The following is an 18350-nucleotide window of genomic DNA, read 5'->3' on the forward strand; positions in this document are numbered from 1 at the left end:
GACTCATCTGACTCGACCGCAATTCCAAGGGCTCAGTGTATACACCTCCAACTCTATCTAATTTGCTCTTATAATTCAAGTTATGTGAAGAGGTCAACAGGATATATAATAAACTCACGCTAGCGGAATGCAGGAGCCTTTTCTTTACAATCAGACAGTATGGATCTGCGTCTTTTTACAGGAACAACGGAGCGAGCACGAGAGTGATGGTGGAAAGCAACTTTACCAAAACATGCAGCGAGGGTCCCGCGGTATCCTTAAACGGATCGCCGACCGTATCGCCGACAACGGCTGCGCCGTGCACCGGGTTCTTGGTCTTCTTGCCATCCGGTCCGATCAGATACTTGCCGCCGTGTGCTCCGGCTTCGATGTATTTTTTGGCGTTATCCCATGCGCCGCCGGAGTTATTCAGGAAGAGAGCCATGAGAATGCCGCCAATGGTTCCTACCATTAACAGACCGGCGACCGCTTCCGCCGCGATCAATTCCTGGCCTGGGGTGATGAATACGCGGAAAAGCAAGCCAATCGCCACTGGGCCGAGAATGGGCAGCAAACCAGGGGCTACCATTCTCTTCAAGGCGGACTTGGTTACGATATCAACGCAGGAGCTGTAATCGGGGGTGAAGTCTTTGGGGAACAGAATGATATCGTTTTCGCGAGGCAGTTTGGCGTATTGACGGCGAACTTCTTCAATGATCGACTGAGCCGTCTTGCCTACCGCGCGAATCGCCATAGAGGAGAACAGGAAGACCAGCATGATGCCGAAGAACGCGCCGCAGAATACTTCGGGCTTGGAGAGATCGACGGTGAAATGGAAGCCGTCGCTCTTCCCTGCGTATTGAATGACTTCGTCCATGTAAGCCTGGAAAAGCAAGTAGGCGGCCAAACCGGCGGAACCGATCGCGTATCCCTTGGTCAATGCCTTGGTAGTATTGCCCACGGCGTCCAACCGGTCGGTCTTCTGACGAATTTCTTCCGGCTGCTGGCTCATTTCCACGATGCCGCCCGCGTTGTCGGTGATCGGCCCGAAGGTGTCCATCGCCAGGATGTAAGCGGCGGTCGCCAACATGCCCATGGTCGCCACGGCGGTGCCGAAAAGACCGGCGTGTTCCAAGCCGCTGGACTTACCCAAATAATAAGAGGAAAGCAACGCGCCGATCATCACGATGGTCGGAGCGGCGGTGCATTCGAGACCCACAGCCATTCCGGCGATGATGTTGGTGGCGGGGCCGGTTTTGGATTGTTCGGCGATGGTTTGCACCGGACGGTATTTATATTCGGTGTAGTACTGGGTGATGTAAACGAACAACACGGAGGTCGCGACGCCTACGATGCCGCATAGGAAGAAATGCCACCAGGCGTTGGGAGCGGCGTCCGTATGGAGCAACCAACGGGTCGCGATTAAAAATCCCACCATCGCCAAACCCACGGCGATGTAATAACCGCGGTTCAAAGCGGCCATAGGATCCATTTTCTCTTCTTTGTCCAATTTCACCAGCATAATGCCGACGATGGAGGCCAGGATTCCAAAGGAACGGGCTACCAGGGGGAACATCATCACGCCGATAACGCCCATCGAGAATTCGACGCCCGATTTCTGGGAAACGGTCGCCAGGGTGGCGCCGAGGATCATCGCGCCGATATTTTCGGCGGCGGTGGATTCGAACAAGTCCGCGCCACGGCCCGCGCAGTCGCCGACATTATCGCCGACCAGGTCCGCGATAACTGCAGGATTGCGGGGATCATCTTCGGGAATTCCGGCTTCCACTTTACCGACCAGGTCGGCGCCCACGTCGGCCGCCTTGGTGTAGATTCCGCCGCCCAACTGGGCGAATAGCGCCACGAACGAAGCGCCGAATCCATACCCGACGATCAGCAAGGGGATGCGAGTCGGATCGACGTTGGTGGTCAAACTGACGAGCGCATACAAACCGGAAACGCCCAATAGGCTCATGGCTACCACCAGCAGACCGGAAACCGCGCCGCCGCGCAAGGCAATCTGCAAGGCGTCATTGAGACTATTCAGAGCGGCGTGCGCCGTGCGGATGTTGCTGCGGATCGAAACCCACATGCCCACATAACCGGCGATCATGGAGCACAATGCGCCCAGAATGAACGAAAACCCGATCCAAAAAGCTAAAGAGAAAGAGGTTTCCACCGGATCGAAATCTTTGTGGGTGCGGATAAAACCATAAGCGATAAAGATAATCGCCGCTACGACTACCGACAAAATCGCAATAGTCCTATTTTGACGGCGTAAAAACGCTTCCGCGCCCTCTTTGATCGCGTTGGAGATTTTCTGCATCTCCTCGCTGCCCGTACTCTTTCCCAGAATCCACTGGGAAAGATAATACGCGAACCAAAGCCCGAAAATACTAATTGCGATGACAATGGCCAGTAATAAGAATGTTAACATGCTGCTCCTATCCCTTTCGTTCGATTTATATTACTGCAAGTCAATTTTCTACGCGAATTCATAAAAAAACATACAACGACGATGCAATCCCCGGTTATTTTTCCAGCCAATGATCCGGCAAGTTCTCTAACAATGGAATAATCTAGTTATTCTACGCCAATACTCACGCGGAATTCGACACCAATCCTTAATCTCTAAGAATTGTCATTTTGAAATAGAGATGGAAAGGAATGTTCCTCGGTCTTACAGGCTATTGTTATGTGGATATTGGCGTAATTATACTTTTTTTCCCTGGAATCCGTAGGTGCGTAAACGCAGGATTCGCAAAAAATACAATCCTAACGATCCCGGCGATTCATCGCGTTTTCCAATGGCGAGACTATTTAGGGTTTGCTGAAAAACCTTTGCTGCCGTGAGGAAAATCCAGCCTTAAAAAGGCTGAGCTATTATCAAATGCCCCTTTTAAAGGGGCAAATTTTAATAAACCGCCGTTTTAACGGTGTGGGTGCAGGAGTTTTTGAATTCGGAATCGTTTGTGTACAAAGGTTTTGTAAGATACACACAGATTCTCTTGTGCATTTCTTGAGAAAAGCATATCTTAATATGCACGTTCGTCAAGACTTATGTTAATATCGGCAATCCCAATTTATTAAGTTACCCTTTCATAATGGAAGAGTAACCGTTCTTCCCGTATTGGCCGATTCTTCCGCCGCGAAGCAGATTTCCATGATATGCGCCGCGTATTCGATGGGGACGCAGGTTTTCTTGCCTGCTTCCAGCGAAGCGGCGAAATGGTCGATCTCTCCTTGGAAGGGATGATGCGTTACGTCGCCGCTGTCGGGAAGAATCGTAGGAATATTGGCGAATCCCGTCTGTCCCGGCAGTTTTTCGGAAAAAAGGTTGTTGTCCTTGATGGTTCCCTTGGTTCCAAAGAGGCGGATGGGGAACATGTAGGGCGAGCGGCATTCGATGCAGCTGGCCGTTTTTCCTACTTTGCCGTTTTCGAATTTAAGCAGCGCCGTAATCGTAGGATCGTATTCGTAGGGCTTGAAGGCTTCTCCGTTGGAGCGGGTGGAGAAGGCGTGCACCTCTTTGACGCGGGCGCCCATGAACCAAACCAGCGCGTCCACGGCGTGGCACCCCGCCGACAGCATCGAGTTTCCTCCTGCTTTTTTGGTGATATTCCAGGAATATTGCCCGTACCAGGGGCCGATGCCGTGGTAATAATCGACCTCGCCGTAGAAGAGATCGCCCACGGCGCCATCGTCCAAAAGCGCCCGTAGGATAGTGAAGAGCGGATTCCAGCGCAAGACGAAACTGACGATGGATTGGGTTCGATGCTTGGCGACGCATTCCGTCAGCCGCCGCAATTCGTCCAAGTTCAGCGCAATCGGTTTTTCCAAAACCAGATGGATTCCCTTTTCCGCCGCCTTTATGGCGTGTTCGACGTGAAAATCGGGGCGGGAGGCGACAGAAAGAATATGCGGCTTCTCCTTCTCCAGCATCTCGTCCAGCGAATCGTAGCAGGGAACGGACAGACCGCATTCGTCCGCTTTGGCTTGCGCTTCGTCCTTCGTCAGCGAAGCCAGGGCGACAACCTCCGTGAGGGGATTGTTCTTGTACGCTCGAATATGCTCGCCGGATACCCAGCCGCAGCCGATTAACGCCGCTCGATATTTCGCCATGATTCTTCTCCTCGATAGATCGCCATGAATATTCTTACAATCCGCAATCCATTCTGCCAAAAAAAAGCCATTTCGGCCAGAGGCGGGAGGGAATGAAATTTGCGCCTAGGTTGCTTTATTTAGGAAGCCTTCTTGTGGTAGGATGGTGAAAAATCCAAAGGAGGCGGAAAAAAATGGCGGATATTACCATGTTGACGACGTTGAAAGGCTCGCTGTTGGAATCGTTTTACCCTAAAGGATGGAACCTGGAAAAGATCGACAGATGTTGCTCTTATCCACCGGAGGATATCCTAAAACGGCAGCCTTGGTGGAACAAAGATTTTGAGCCGGTTCAATGCGAGGCGATGGGAGAATTCGACGCCAAGATGGGATTCGAAATCGCCCAAACGATTCGTTCTTACAAAGAGCAGGGAAAGAAACTGGCGATCATCCTGCCTGTTGGTCCTATGGGCATGTATAAATGGGCGGTCTATTTTCTGAAGGAATGGAAGATCAAATGCGATCACGTTTACGGCTTCAACATGGACGAATGGGCCGACGCTCAAGGCAACACCACGCCGCCCAACGCGCCTGGTTCTTTCCAGGACGCTATGGAGAACGCCTTTTACGGCCCGCTAGGCGCCATGAGCGTTCCTAAAAAGCAGCGCCATTTCGCCACGAAGAAACAGCTGCCTACTTACGCCGACCGCATCGGAAAACTGCGCCAAGAGGGCGCCGGACTCGCTGTCGTCTTCGGCATTGGCCGCGTCTGCCATATCGCCTTTTGGGAGCCGCACTTCGCCGAAGAATTCACCGAGGAGGAATGGAAACAGCAAACCCATCGCCTGGGCGCCAAACTGCATCCGCTCACTATCGAGCAGAACGCCATCACCAGTTTCCGCGGACGCTATACTCTGATCCCCTGTTTCGCCAACACCATCGGCCCCGGCCTGTTCCTGCAAGCGGACAAGATCATCGGCGGCTGCGACGGCGCTTTCGGCAATGGCATGCAGTGGCAAGGCCCTAGCCTCTGGATCACCCTGCGCTACTGCCCTGACATCTGGCTGCCGTCCACCTACATGCCCACCCTGCCGGGGAAACTGTTCTTCCTGAAGGAACTGGCGGGACCACTGATGGCGGATTGCCATTGAGACGAATATTGGATTTTAGTTAAAGGATTTAATGTGAACATTAAGTAAATAATTATTTGATGCAAAGTTTAGCATTTCGCAATATCCACTTCAAGGACTCCACCATGCACTATATCATAATTCTTTTTTTTCTTTTCACATTACCTACATCTACTGCTCACTCACAAAACGTAAATGTTTACGATTCACCGGAATCGAGCGTTGATTTGACAGGACAAACGGATTTCGACGCTCCCGGCGACCGCGCACTCACCATCGCCTGGGAAGGAGAAACCCTCGACGCCAAATGCTGGGATATCTTTGTTCGACGGAACTGGTATGGTTATCAGTTTCTTGCGCGCACATCTCCCGATTCCCGTATGTTCACATGGAAAGAAGGCGCAACGCCCGATGCGCCCTCATTCAATGCCGGACCTCAATTCGGCGATACATACCAATTTATCCTTATACGCAATGCGCCGCCAATCGATGAAAATGACAAGATTCGACAATCATCATACGTCGGTTTCAATCGAACGGGATTTTCTGCAATTTCTTTCAATTCTCCACCCGTGTTAAAAGCGCCGCGCAACAGAATGATAGTCCATCATGATTTGCTAACAGGCAACATTCCCACGCCATTCGTCCTCACGGAGGATGAGAAATCGATTTCCGGAATTATGTTATCATGGGATTTTATGTACGAATTCAACGACGTCGTCGATTATCATATTTTTGTAAGCGATACGCTTCCCGAAAACTACACTTTTTTGGGATCGACAGGAAGTGGAGACATCCCCTATTTCTGGTGGACGTCAACGCCGCTTTTCCATACCGCTGCTAAATATCAGAATGGCCCACAATTAGAAAAATGCTATCGTTTCTTTATTATCGGCGTAGCAAAAAATATTAAGCACAACCGGCGGCTTTACGGTCTTTGGAATATATATACGCCGCAAGATATTTACCGCGTCGATCTTCCCAACCTTGATGAAAGCGAAATCCCGCTCGATTTTATCCGCGTAAAAGCAGGCTCCTTTATGTTCGGCAGCCCCGAAATCGAGCCGAACCGAAATTCTGACGAAGGACCTCAGTTTGAATATACGATCAATCAAGATTATTATCTATCACGTTACAAACTAACACGCGCTCAGTATTTTACTATTATGAACAAAAAGGAATCTTATCGTCAATCTACTCCTTATGGAATATCGTCATGGCAAAACAATTTACTGTTTATAGAATATTTGAATCGACTGCAAATCGGCTCATTTCGTCTTCCCACGGAAGCGGAATGGGAATTCGCTTATCGCGCTGGAGTCCATACTGCCTACTATTGGGGAGAAGAATTTCAGGAAGATAAACGCAACCAATACTCTTGGGCTAACTATGATGTTTACAATTCTCCAAATGTCGGCCTGAAAATGCCGAATTATTTCGGCTTATTTGATATGCAAGGAATTTTAACCGAAATTTGCTGGAATTGTTACGATCCATGTTTATCGAATTCCATCGACAACAAAATTGACTCTCTTTATATTAACACGCCAGCAACGCGTGGGGCGGATCGACAATCGAGAGATCGCGATTTTCGCATCGCTTCGCGATATCGAGTAACCAATGAATATCCTGGAGACGCAACGAATCGCTACCGCTATTCCTACGGGATTCGGTTGGTTAAAATTCCAGATGAGTTCGTAACGCCCACGCCAACTCCCAAACCCGCCTTGGAAGAGATTACTATCGAACTGCCGAATTTTCCCAATGATTCTCTCAAACTGGAGATGGTACGCATTCCAGTGGGGACGTTTCAACTCGGCGGTAGACCGCAAGATCCCTATCGAGCGAAGGAAGAACTTCCTGTTCGAGAGATTACGATTTCCAAGGATTTTTATATCGGGAAATATGAACTTACGCAGGAACAGTGGTTTTCCATCATGGGTAAATATAAAGCGTATGTTTATAACCTAAACTATCCTGCACGAGGCATGTCTTGGAATCAATGCCAACAAATGATCCAGAAACTTAACACAATGGGGTTGGGTACATTTCGCATGCCAACAGAAGCAGAATGGGAATATGTTGCGCGAGCGGGAACGAATACTACTTACTTTTGGGGCGATTTAGCTGACGACTACAGCCATCAATATACGCTATTGCAATACGGTCTACAACCTATAGTACTAATTAGTTATCCAGTTGGAGAAAGCCTTCCCAATCCGTGGGGGATATACGACACGGTTGGTTCTGTAAAAGAATGGTGCAGCGATTGGTATATCGACACGTATGAATATCATGACGCGATCGATCCACAAGGTCCATCAGAACCCTCTATCCCCAACCATCGCGTCGCCCGCGGCGGGCACTCCGGTTTATATTATATAAACAGCCGATGTTCCGCGCGATCGTATATCGATCAAGATAACGATACGCAAGCGGCTTTTGAAGTCGGTTTACGATTGGTGCGGGATTATCCCTAATGTAAAAACAAAACCGGTTGGAAAACGATGTTGTCATCTCCTGTTTATTTATGGACTCAGAAACCTACGCCAATAAGCAAGGCCCCCTATTGCGGAATATCCGCCGGGAAGAAGTCCTGCTTTGATGTAATTGTCATTCAATTCTCACCACCTCTACCCCCGCAAAAGCGGCGAAGGTGTTTAAGGCTTCGGCGCGTTCGCCGAGTACCAACGCGCTGTGATGGGTTCCGCCGTTGCGCGAATAGGCTTCGAGAAAATGTTCCAGCGGGGGGGAGGGCTTGATCCATCCGCGTATGGAATCGCGCAGGGCGGTATTGAGGGCGTCGCCTAAGACTTCCACCGACGCCAGAATTAGGCGGAAGGAATCCTGCGGGCCGGGGGCGAGATTGACGAGGACGGCGGGTCCCGGCGCCGGGGCGCAGGTTATGACGGCGGGATTGCGCGCGCCGGTCCAGGGGAAATCCTTCTCGATCAAGCGCGGCTTCTGCGCCGCCGTTTCGGGATTGATCTCGCCCATGTGGGAAAGGAAAAGCGATCCGCCTTTCCAATCCGGGCAGAAAATTTCCGTGAAGGTCGTCTTGCCGAAAGCGCATTGCAGCGCTCCTACGAGCGCCGCCGTCAATACGTCTCCTTCGCCTGCGTAGCCTACGCCGCGCGCCATGGCTTTGGACGCTTCAAGGAATGGGACAGTATCGATGGGGCCTTCGTTGGAATCGAACGCGAGAAAGTTTTGGCTGAAGGCGGTATAGTGGTTTTTCTCTAAATAATGGCGCAGAGCCAATCCGAGGCGAACCGAACGCCGATGCGTCTCTTCGGGCGCTTCTACAGAGAATTGTTCGCGGTCGAGGCGCATTTCTTCATCAATGGCGTCGTTATCAATTTTATTGATTTCTTCAATGAGAACTTTTGGCGATACTTCGTCCACCATTATTCCTAATATTTCTTTAAGAGTCGAATCGGCGACGGCGAAATCGCCCATGCCGTGAAAACTTTCTCCGATGCGCAGCGCTTTCGTTTGCCGCAGGCGCTTTGCTCCAAAAGCGGCGCGGGCGCAATCGGCGGCGCGAGCGAGGGCGTTGGATTGCCGGTAATGCCCGGCGATTATTTCGAATGGTTTGCCCTTGCGCCGCAGCATACAGGCTAAATCCTGCACGCCGTGGATGCCGTGGTTGAACATGATGCGGGCGGGATCGACGTCCGGCCCGAAACTGTAATCCATCGTAACGTCCAGGAGCAAAATCGGCAGCGGCGTTGCGGCCAGGGCTGCGGCGGATTCCAGGGAAGGGGAGTAGGCTAGATGCAAGGCGACGATGAGATCGGCGTCTTCCTGCTCGAAGCGTTGAACCGCCGCATGGAATTCCGGTTCGAGGCGGCAGACTTCGGCGCGGATCGCGTCAACGCCCTTTTCGAAGAATTGGACGGCGATCTCATCCAAAAAAGGTTGAAATTCCCGGCGCAATTCGGGCATGGTTTCGTCGTAGAGTTTTAGATAAAGAGGCAGCAGTCCTATTTTAGGCCGTCGGTTCATTTCTTTCTTCCAGTAAATCGAAAGGCTCCCCCCGCGGGAACCGATTGATAGTACTTTTCGAAGAGAGCAAGATATTGTTGGTATTGCCGATGGGTGGCGTCCATGGTTGTCTGGTTGGGCGGATCAACTTGCCTGGCGTGGCTCTTGGCGGTTTTGGGACAAAAGGGGTATATTGCGCCACGCGCCGCGGCGAGGTTTTCGTCGGTTTGCCAATAGACGGGAAGCGGTGCGAACAAGGCGGCGATCAAGCGGCGGAAAAACGGCCCCTTGCTGGCGCCGCCGCCGAGTACAGCGCAGTCCACTACGCCGGAATGGATTACGGCGTCGAAGACTCGCGCCAGTTCGAAGGTCATAGCCGCCGCCAAGGCGCGCAGGCAATCGGCCGCTTTCGCTTGGTCGCTTAGGCCGAAGAAAGCGCCCCCGCCATAGACTTGCTGTTGGAGCGGATTGGATTGCGAAAACCACGGCAGCGCCGTCAAACCCTCCGGCGGCAGCAGGAATTGCTCGAACGTTTTTTTCGCTATCTCCAGCGCCTTTTCCCGATTCGAGTCGATGAAACGCTGCAAGCCCCATTCCCAAACCGCGTTGCCGGTCAGCAGCGGCTGCACCACTAGCCGCCCTTCATCTATAGGCGAAGGCAAGACCAGTTGAAATGGCGATGTTCCGCCGGTTTTATCCGGCAAAACGAAATTGCCCACCCACGCCGTGCCCAGCGAGCATTGCAGCGGCCGGCTGTTCACGCCAGCGGCGGACATATACCCCGCTTCTTGGTCGATATAAGGCCCGGCGACGGGAATCCCTTCCTCCGTCCCCAGCCGCTGCGCTCCCGCCTCGGATAAAGGAGCGGTTTCATGGCCTTGGCGCAAGGGAGCCACGAAAGACAACGGAACGCCGATCGAATCGAACAGGGCGGAGTCCAACTGTTTATTGACGGCGTTATAGGAACCCATCTGGATGGCGTTGCCTGGGTCTTGCCGCCAGACGCCGGTCAAACGGAAAAAGAGATATTCTCCCGCACCGATATGGATATACTTTTCCTGGAAATAATCCGGATGCGTTTCCTTCATCCACAGCAAACGCGCCAAACCATGAGGCGGGACGTCGAAAAGGGAGAATTTACGCCAGAATTGGCGGTCAAATTGCTCTCCCAACCGGGTGGAGTAAGCCTGCGTCCGGCCGTCGTTCCAAAGAATCATGGGTGTAAGCGGTCGTCCCGTGGTTCGAACTGCGACGATCGAACTGCCGCCTTGCGCCGCCAGTCCCACGCCCGCCAGCCGTCCCCAAGCCTTGCCAAATTGCTGGCGCAAAGCGTCGACGCACTCTTGGAACGCTTTATCCACGGCGATTAAATTTTGCTCCCGCCCGCCATGAGGCAAAGCGCGCACGGGCAGCCGCCGCGCTTCTTGGCGCAATTTTCTTCCGGAAGCCGGTTCAAAAGCGCTGACCTTCAATTCCGTAGTGCCGAAATCGATTCCGAGTACGATAGGATCGCTTCTCATAGTCGTTCTTTTTCTATATTGTTATTAACTCATGTTACGCGCGAAGAAAAACTTTAAGGCGATATTGGGATCGTCGATTGAATCACGAAAACGCGAAGGAATAAAGAAAAACACAAAAAAAAATCATAAAATCAAATAAGCATTTGGATCACGCCATAAAAAGAATTCTTCCGTGAAATCCCAAAAAATCCGTGATATCCGTGATTCGAAAACGCAACGGAAAATAAAACCCAAGCGCTGCGTTGGATCGGTTGCTCCTATCTGCGGGCGAGACGCTCGCGCTCCCAGGCTGCGTAACATGAGTTATTAAGATACGGAGAGCGGACTTTAAAATGAAGCGTAGTACGCCATTCTCCTATTCTGAAGCTCTCAGCGCTTCGTCCATGCGTTCGATAACGGCATCCACGATTTCATAGCCCGCTGTGATGGGCAGTTTCGTCAAAGCGCTGGGCGGGCAGCCTTCTTTATACGTCTGGACGCTGATGTCCAATCCCGCCGCGTTCAGATGTTGAACGAATTTTTTTCCCGCGGCCAAATCATGAAAGAAAATTCCTGCGAGGTGGCGGCGGCCTTCGATGGAAGCGATGAGTTGGGGATATTTCGGCGCCATTTCTTTCAAACGTTCTTCGTAATATTCGCCCACGGCGCGCGTCGTTTCCGCGTTGGTTTCCGCCCAGCGGATGGTAACAAGATAGGCCAACGACGCCAATTCCTCCTGGCCGTTGGTGACCAGCGCGCCGAATTGGGGCAGCGTATCCAGCGCCGATGTAAAGAGGATGCGCGACGCTGCGTATTCCCCGCCGGGAAAACCCTTGCCCACGACGGCGATGTCCGGCTGAACGCCGTATTCGCGAAACATGAATAATTCGGGACTCCAAACGCAGGTTTGAATTTCATCAACGACGACGGGGATGTCATGCTTTTTGCAGAGGGTGAAGAGGAGCTTGACGAAGGCTTCCGTCAACCGTTTGGCGCCGTAATTCATCAATACGAATTCGAGAAAGAAGCCCGCGATTTTATATGGCGCATTTTCGTATTGCGTAAAGAGCGATACTAAATCCTCGAAACAATTAGCCCGCACTCCGCGCGCGAGCATTAAATTTCCCCGCTCCATGCCTTGCTGCAAATCCGGCCACATATCCCGCAGAATCTGCGCGACGATCGTCGTGCCGTGGTAATTAGCTTGCAGCCCGCCTTCGTCGGCGCCGATGACAACGATGACGGGAATGCATCCTTGATAAGGGGGACTGGGCGAATTGGGCTGTGGTCGATAAAATCGCGCCAAGATCATTTTGATCGCCGCTTCCGCCGCTAAACTTCCCGTCTCCAGATTGAGAACGCGGTTGAGGACCTTTTTTCCTTTCGCATCGAGCAACCGGTCCAGCGCCGGCCTATCGCCGCGAGCGATTCCCGCCGCTGTGCGCGTTAGTTCTTCTTCCAAGAGCCGCGTGACGAACCCCCGCGTGTTATTATGGGTCGCATTAGGAATTCCCAGCCTGCGAGCGCGCTCGACGAGTTGGTAGCCGGGGAAGCCGTGGCCAAGCGAGACGTGATAGTGTTCGCTCTTGGAGGTAAGAAATAGCCGACCGTCTTCGCCCAGCCGGTAATAACCCAAGCCGCTAAGCGGCGCCTGATTCGTGTTCGTATGAACGATAAATTCGCCTGTCGTTGCGCCGCGCGGCGACGCCTTTAACGCCGGAACGCAGTTTTTCCCGACATTAGGCAGTAAGCTCAGCAACCGTTGTTGGAAAGCCTTTGGATAGAATTCTACTTTCTCAGAAGCAATCTCTTGCAGAGTATTTTTATCCTCACCGGAAAGAAACGCCCGCGCTGTGCAGACGGCGTTGATGTATTCTTTTCCCAATATATCCTTCAAACTTAGGTTGACGCGTTGAAATGAGGTTTTGCGGCTTTTCACCGACGTTCCTTTCTTGTTGTTTTATCAAGACGATAACCTAATTTAATTTAATAATATTGATTGTCATTATTCTGGAATATATAATCTTTATTTAAGGATAGTTTCTTACTAATCTAAAACCTAATCCAGTATTATCACCACCTAAAGAACCGCCAAATACATATTTATCACACGCAAATAAAGATGCAAATTGTTTTTGTGCGGTTTCCGAATTACCAATCATTCCTACTTCAGCATATACGCCTCTAATATATCCTTCTTGGGTCCATTCTGAAACATTTCCAAGCATATCATATAATCCCCAAGGATTAGGTACCTTTTGTGCAACATCATGCGTTGTTACGCCTATATTTTTTCCATTTGAATCAAAAACTTCAGAGTTTAAAGAATACCACTCATGATTCTTTAGCTCATTATTTTTAGCAAAAACACCAGACTCATTCCCCCAATAATATGTCGTTGTAGTACCCGCTCTGCATGCATATTCCCATTCTGCGTTATTTGGTAGCCTGAATTGTCCTAATTTTAAATTATTTAGTTTATTTATAAATTCCTGACAATCATTGAAGGAGACTCGTTCTACTGGATGATGAATTCCAACAAATTTTGAGGGATTTTTACCCATTATAGTTTGCCATTGTTCTTGAGTTACCTCAGTATTTCCTATATAGAATCCTTGATCGATCCAAACCATTCCTAATAAAATTTCTTTTTGTGTTGTTCCTAAATTAATTATTATAAATGGATTAAATGTAGGTGTTGATGTTGGGGTAAACGTTTGTGTCGGTGTTGAAGTTGGGGTTATTGTTGGAGTGGGTGTCAATGTGGGAGTGGGTGTCAATGTTGGAGTGGGGGAAGGAGGGATAATTAATGGATTTATTAAATCTAATAAATCATAAGGGATTCCAGCATTTTGAGGTAAAACATAAATTTCTAGGTTATCAATATAAACTTTTGTATTTTGTACGTTACTTAAATTTGCTACTTGAATAATTGGATTTATCGTATTCCCTTTTGGATTATAAAGAAGATATAATGGATGATATTTATCAGTGAACATCTCACTGTTTGCGGGTATATTTGTTGCGATTGAACCATCCATAGATCCATCCAATGATGCTAGAGCTACGGATGCCCCATCATCAGAAGCATACACAAAAACACGAAGAAATACTGGATTATTTACTTCAATTTTTCGAAACATTAAAAGTTCTACCTGACCAAGAGATACAGAAATTTCTAAACCGTAACCATCACTGGCGCCACTTTCATCGCTTGGGATATTTGTGACATTAACCTCTCCGCCAGAATATAAATCTCCAGAAAAACCTCCTGGTATACGCACAAATTCATCTTGGGAATCAAATGGGTAAATAATTACAGGCTCTAATCTTTGTATTGGAGTGAATGTTGGAGTCGGTAACTGGGTAAATGTAGGAGTATGGCTAGGGGTTTGCGTAGGCGATGAAGTATTGGTTGGAGTCATGGTAGGGGTAGGTGTATTCGCAAGTGTTGGAGTAAAAGTATATGTTCGAGTAGGTGTAAATGTTGGTGTGTGTGTAGGCGTAGGTGGAGTACGTTCCATGTATGTTAAGCTATAGTAACGATCAGGGTAATTCACTCCTGAACTTATTAGATTGTAAACATAAATATAGTATTGTTGACTTGTTTTAGGTGCAAACCAAATTCTGTTGTTTTGATTAATATATTTATCGTTGGGGACGGGAACTGGAGTAGTAAAATCTAGATAAAACATTGAAACACCAACATTTGCGTTAGAGATGTAAAATTCATAAAATTTTCCTGCATTTAGATATAATTTAAACCAATCGATACGATCATTAGCGTTAATTTCCCAAGAGTACTCATCTACAAAATCATGAGGACCATGAAATTGCGATTCTGTTGACGGAGTTCCTAAATCTGTTGCACCAGTAAAATCATTATCCTCCGGATCCCAATCATCGCCATAAACGCAAAAACATTTTAGAATTATGATTAGAGATACGATTATTCTTTTCATTTGCCCTGTCTCCTTAGATTGTGATTAATAAAAGGATTATATATTAGTAGAATCGATGTGTCAGAAAACGCAACCCATCCTACTTATCTGATATTCATTTCTTGGATCGAACTGGTTTCCGTTTTGAAAACTATCCGATAGAGTTGCGTCGATTTCGATTCGATGCGCGAGGTTAAGCCTTTCTCCCAATCGCCTTCCTGGCCGGAAAGCATTTCTTTCCATTTTCCTTTCGCCGCCAATTTCGCTTCACCGGCGATGGAGAAATCGCGGGCGGCGGCGTCCTCATTCATGACCGTAAGATAAACCGCTCCTTCGGAATCGGGGCCGAAGCGCTCCACTCGGATCGCGTCGCGGTCCGACCGCGCCAATGTTACAGGCTCCCAACCCGCTTCCGCCGCTTGCTTGATTAAAGGTTGATACTTTTGGAAGAGCGGACGGTCGCGGTTGTAGAGCGTGGGATTTTGCCAATAAGGATCGTTAGCTGCGTTATGGCTGAACATGCTGGGATACATGCCCCAAAAAAGGCAGCGTTGAAAGTATTTCTCCACAATCTCCATAGTCATTTTGGAAAAATCCGTATTCATCAGGAAGAGATAAGGCTTCTTGGCGCAAAGCGTGCGGCGGTAGTTCATCGTCTCGGCGGATTCGGGCGCGAATTGTCCATTCTGAATCCAATTCGTCTCTGTCCCCATCACGTCGAGCCAGGGGCAAAGAAACGTATAGCGGCTGGGAACGCTGTTGGCGAAAAGCAGCTTGCCCCGGCGATGCATCTCATCGCTGATATAGCGGGTGAATTCGTATTGGAGAAACGCCTTGTAAATGACGGGGCGGCGGGAATCCATCGTAAACGTCAGCGGCGCCGTAACGGCGGCGAAATGATCCTCGCGGTAATCGAGATCGGCGGTGACGTAGCCCTCCAGGGAATCGAGATACTCGCCGTCCTGCACGCCTTTTGCGCCCGCTCCATAAAGCCGTTCGGCGATGTCCTCGTTCCACATCGTGGACGCTTCCGTCGCGTCGCCGGGTAGATAAGGATTGGGATTGAGGCTGAAGACGGCGCCGTCGCACCAGGGTTCGTCGCGGAATTGAACTTGAAACTTTCCATTTTCATCGTAGGAGCCGGAATTGAGCAGCGCCCGCGCCATCGTGCGGTTGTTGGAAGATTGGGACGATTCGGCGTATTGACGAACCATCGCCATCGCCGCATCGTAGGTGCGCGGCGTCTCTTTGGGCATGCTCATCCACCATGTCGAGGGTTCGGAGTAGCGGAAACTGAGAATGCCGTTTTTGTCGTCGAAGGAAATGTTGTTGGTTCCTTCATGATACTTAAAGCCGAAATCGCTCCATCCCTGCACGGTGCTGACGTCGGTGAAGGGCATCCAGATTCCCTGATCGCGGCTGCGGGCAACAAAATGATCGGGGAATATTTGGTAATACTTATCCGCTGCCGCGCGAAAGCCCCATGCTGGATCGAAGCCGTAAAGAACGAAAGCGAAAGGCGCTTCGGAAGGGAAATTCTTCGTCGCGGGATGCAAGCCCAAATCGAAGGCGATATAGAACAAGCGCCCGCCGCCGCTGTAGCCCAAACGCCATTGGCAGGGCTTGCCCATATCGATTCCCAATCCCAGCCCCATATTTTCGTTATAGAGAGGAGCGAAGGGATAGCGGGAGATGGTTCCATCCGTCCCGGTTCCGATATTGGCGACATCGGAGAATTCGTCGCGGCTGTTGACGGGGCGCGAGCCGGTCAGATGATCCCCCCACTGCCAGGCCGCCGCGTCGATGGGCAGAACGAATATAAGCGATATCGCGCGGGGCGAACGGGTGAGATCGCGGATTTTTCCTTGCAGCAATATCGCTTTCTCTCCGCCTTGGATGTCCAAATCCAATTCCAGATTCAGCGCATCGCAGCGTCCATTGCGAAAAGAAAAATAATCCGATCCCTGCGCCGCGTCGCGCGCTAACAATCCCGATGGTCCATCGGCCAGCGGCGCTTTCCGGTTGCCTATTTCCAGGTTGGAGACCGCCGCGCTTGTTGGATCGATGTTTATTTTAAGATTTTCCCCCGCTATTTCCTTCCCTTGAAATGGCTCAGTGGCGGATGCGCCCAAACGCGCGGAAAGGCCGTTGAATTTGAACATGCCCTCCGGCGTCTTGGCGGCGGCGAAGGAAAAATCGTCAAACCAGACGCGCCCCTTGCGGCCGCGGAACAAGGCGTAACAGGAAATAGTCTTGATCGGCTTTTCCGGGACAACCAGCAGCGTTTGCTGTTCCCATTCATGCGTCCCCGCATTGAAAGGAACATTATGCCCCCAGGAAGGCGTTCCATCCTGGTAGATGATGTCGATGTAGAGGGAATAATTGCTATCCCGCGAGCCTTCCACATCCTGCGCCCGGCTCCAGCCGGTGAAACGCACCGGCTCCGGCTGGGTTTGGGAAAGCGTAAAAGACCATGTTAAACCCAGCGAACGCGAGCCGTCGCCGTTTTCGCAATAAGCCGCCGTCGAGCCGTCGCGGCCTTCTTTTTCGCGAACCAAAAAACCTTGGCTATAGAGCCGCACGACGGTGAGCCGGCCGTTTTTGATTGTCTCCAAGTTGCCATTTTCCATCATTTCGGTAAAAGGAATTTTGGAAAAATCGACAACGTGCAAGGCGGGTTGGCTAATGGCAGTTTTGCAGGCAGGGGAAAGGAACAGGAAGGATAAAATCCAAACGGCGGCAATTTTAGGCTTCATATCGGCTCCTGGTATTCACGTTATTTACGATCGCCGGGCGACGGCGTAATGATTAACTCATGTTACGCGCAATGGGAAATAAAGGGAATCTCTTACTATCGTCGTTTGAATCGCGAAAACACGAATAGAAAAAGAAATACACGAAAAAAAGAAAGAAAAAAACATTAACGCAAGGAATCGCGCTATGCGATAGATTTTTCCGTGAAATCCAAAAGGATCCGCGATATCCGCGATTCAAAAACGCAAAAGATATAAAGCCCAATCGCCGCTCTGGGATGAGTATTTAAACAAGCAGGCAAGATGCCTGCGATCCCAGGCTGCGTAACATGAGCGATTAATACAAACTCCAATGCTCCACCGGCGCCGCCAACCATTCCTGCTGGCTTATGTCGATGAAAGTGGAAAAAGTTTTGGCGGAAGCGGCGTTGGCGGCGCTGTTGGGATGGGAATCGCCCGCGTTCCCGCCGTATTCCTGGCGCAGGCGGTTGGGATGCGCTGGATCGTCCGCCGGATAGGCCAGAATATCGAACCAATCGAAAACGGCGGCGTTCTTCAAGCCGGGATGAGCCTCTAAATAATCGTTCAGCCACTCGGTCTTCAGCCAAATGTTGAAAGCGCGCGCACGCGCCGCTTCCGCATTGTTGGTGGCGTTGGCGGCCTCTGACCAGTCCTTGAAGTTCAGATATACCATGTTCCAGGTTCTGGCAGACGTTGAGTAGACAGTGGCGTAGATGTGCCACAAGCCGTTGTACCGGACGACGGTTGGATCTTTGACAGACACGATGCTGTGCGTCTCGTCTGAGACCGGCTTGATTAGGACATCCGAGGACGTCCATTTCAGCGGCGCGGCAAAGGGCGGCATGGGAGCATCTGCGCTGACCGTGGCCTGGGCAATAGTCTGGGGCTGGGGGGCAGGCTCGACCGCAGACACAAATAGAGAACTGCCAGCCAGTAACA

General features: G+C 50.4%; 10 protein-coding genes. 2 read left to right on the top strand and 8 right to left on the bottom strand.

The annotated features are described in order from the left end of the window. Window positions 1-175: 175 nt before the first annotated feature. Together AB1656_27415 and AB1656_27420 are read right to left on the bottom strand one after the other, a co-directional pair. Window positions 176-2416, bottom strand: coding sequence for a sodium-translocating pyrophosphatase (locus tag AB1656_27415; GenBank protein ID MEW6239128.1), 2241 nt, complete (start codon window positions 2414-2416; stop codon window positions 176-178). 662 nt (window positions 2417-3078) lie between these two features. After that, complete coding sequence (locus tag AB1656_27420) at window positions 3079-4101, bottom strand: Gfo/Idh/MocA family oxidoreductase (GenBank protein ID MEW6239129.1); 1023 nt, start codon at window positions 4099-4101, stop codon at window positions 3079-3081. 173 nt (window positions 4102-4274) lie between these two features. Between AB1656_27420 and AB1656_27425 the strand changes: the two genes are divergently transcribed. Both AB1656_27425 and AB1656_27430 read left to right on the top strand, forming a co-directional pair. Next, window positions 4275-5231: a glucosamine-6-phosphate isomerase gene (locus tag AB1656_27425; protein ID MEW6239130.1), complete on the top strand. Its 957-nt coding sequence runs from the start codon at window positions 4275-4277 to the stop codon at window positions 5229-5231. Window positions 5232-5437: 206 nt separating this feature from the next. Further along, entirely contained in the window at window positions 5438-7690 is a 2253-nt protein-coding gene (locus AB1656_27430; GenBank protein MEW6239131.1) for an SUMF1/EgtB/PvdO family nonheme iron enzyme, read from the top strand. Between the two features lie 133 nt (window positions 7691-7823). Here AB1656_27430 and AB1656_27435 read toward each other — a convergent pair whose 3' ends face one another. The 6 genes from AB1656_27435 to AB1656_27460 all read right to left on the bottom strand — a co-directional run. After that, a complete protein-coding gene (locus AB1656_27435) occupies window positions 7824-9218 on the bottom strand; it encodes a hypothetical protein (protein ID MEW6239132.1) in 1395 nt (464 codons plus the stop codon). Continuing rightward, a complete protein-coding gene (locus AB1656_27440; protein ID MEW6239133.1) occupies window positions 9215-10717 on the bottom strand; it encodes an FGGY-family carbohydrate kinase in 1503 nt (500 codons plus the stop codon). The genes AB1656_27435 and AB1656_27440 overlap by 4 nt, the downstream gene beginning before the upstream one ends. Window positions 10718-11072: 355 nt before the next feature. Then, window positions 11073-12635 carry an aminotransferase class III-fold pyridoxal phosphate-dependent enzyme gene (locus AB1656_27445; GenBank protein MEW6239134.1) on the bottom strand — a complete coding sequence of 521 codons (1563 nt, stop codon included), beginning with the start codon at window positions 12633-12635 and terminating at the stop codon, window positions 11073-11075. A 91-nt stretch (window positions 12636-12726) separates the two neighbouring features. After that, complete coding sequence (locus tag AB1656_27450) at window positions 12727-14658, bottom strand: formylglycine-generating enzyme family protein (protein MEW6239135.1); 1932 nt, start codon at window positions 14656-14658, stop codon at window positions 12727-12729. An 83-nt stretch (window positions 14659-14741) separates the two neighbouring features. After that, the gene (locus tag AB1656_27455; protein MEW6239136.1) at window positions 14742-17393 is read right to left on the bottom strand and encodes a hypothetical protein; all 2652 of its coding nucleotides are present in this window, start codon (window positions 17391-17393) and stop codon (window positions 14742-14744) included. A 334-nt stretch (window positions 17394-17727) separates the two neighbouring features. Then, on the bottom strand, window positions 17728-18350 hold a 623-nt coding region (locus AB1656_27460; GenBank protein ID MEW6239137.1), incomplete at its 5' end, for a non-reducing end alpha-L-arabinofuranosidase family hydrolase.

The sequence above is a fragment of the Candidatus Omnitrophota bacterium genome, from assembly GCA_040755155.1.
Lineage (GTDB): Bacteria > Hinthialibacterota > Hinthialibacteria > Hinthialibacterales > Hinthialibacteraceae > JBFMBP01.

Excerpts from the sequence above, each read along its gene's own strand:
- AB1656_27420 (MEW6239129.1), bottom strand. The coding sequence starts at position 4,101 with ATGGCGAAATATCGAGCGGCGTTAATCGGCTGCGGCTGGGTATCCGGC.
- AB1656_27435 (MEW6239132.1), bottom strand. The coding sequence starts at position 9,218 with ATGAACCGACGGCCTAAAATAGGACTGCTGCCTCTTTATCTAAAACTC.
- AB1656_27425 (MEW6239130.1), top strand. The coding sequence starts at position 4,275 with ATGGCGGATATTACCATGTTGACGACGTTGAAAGGCTCGCTGTTGGAA.
- AB1656_27440 (MEW6239133.1), bottom strand. The coding sequence starts at position 10,717 with ATGAGAAGCGATCCTATCGTACTCGGAATCGATTTCGGCACTACGGAA.
- AB1656_27415 (MEW6239128.1), bottom strand. The coding sequence starts at position 2,416 with ATGTTAACATTCTTATTACTGGCCATTGTCATCGCAATTAGTATTTTC.
- AB1656_27455 (MEW6239136.1), bottom strand. The coding sequence starts at position 17,393 with ATGAAGCCTAAAATTGCCGCCGTTTGGATTTTATCCTTCCTGTTCCTT.
- AB1656_27450 (MEW6239135.1), bottom strand. The coding sequence starts at position 14,658 with ATGAAAAGAATAATCGTATCTCTAATCATAATTCTAAAATGTTTTTGC.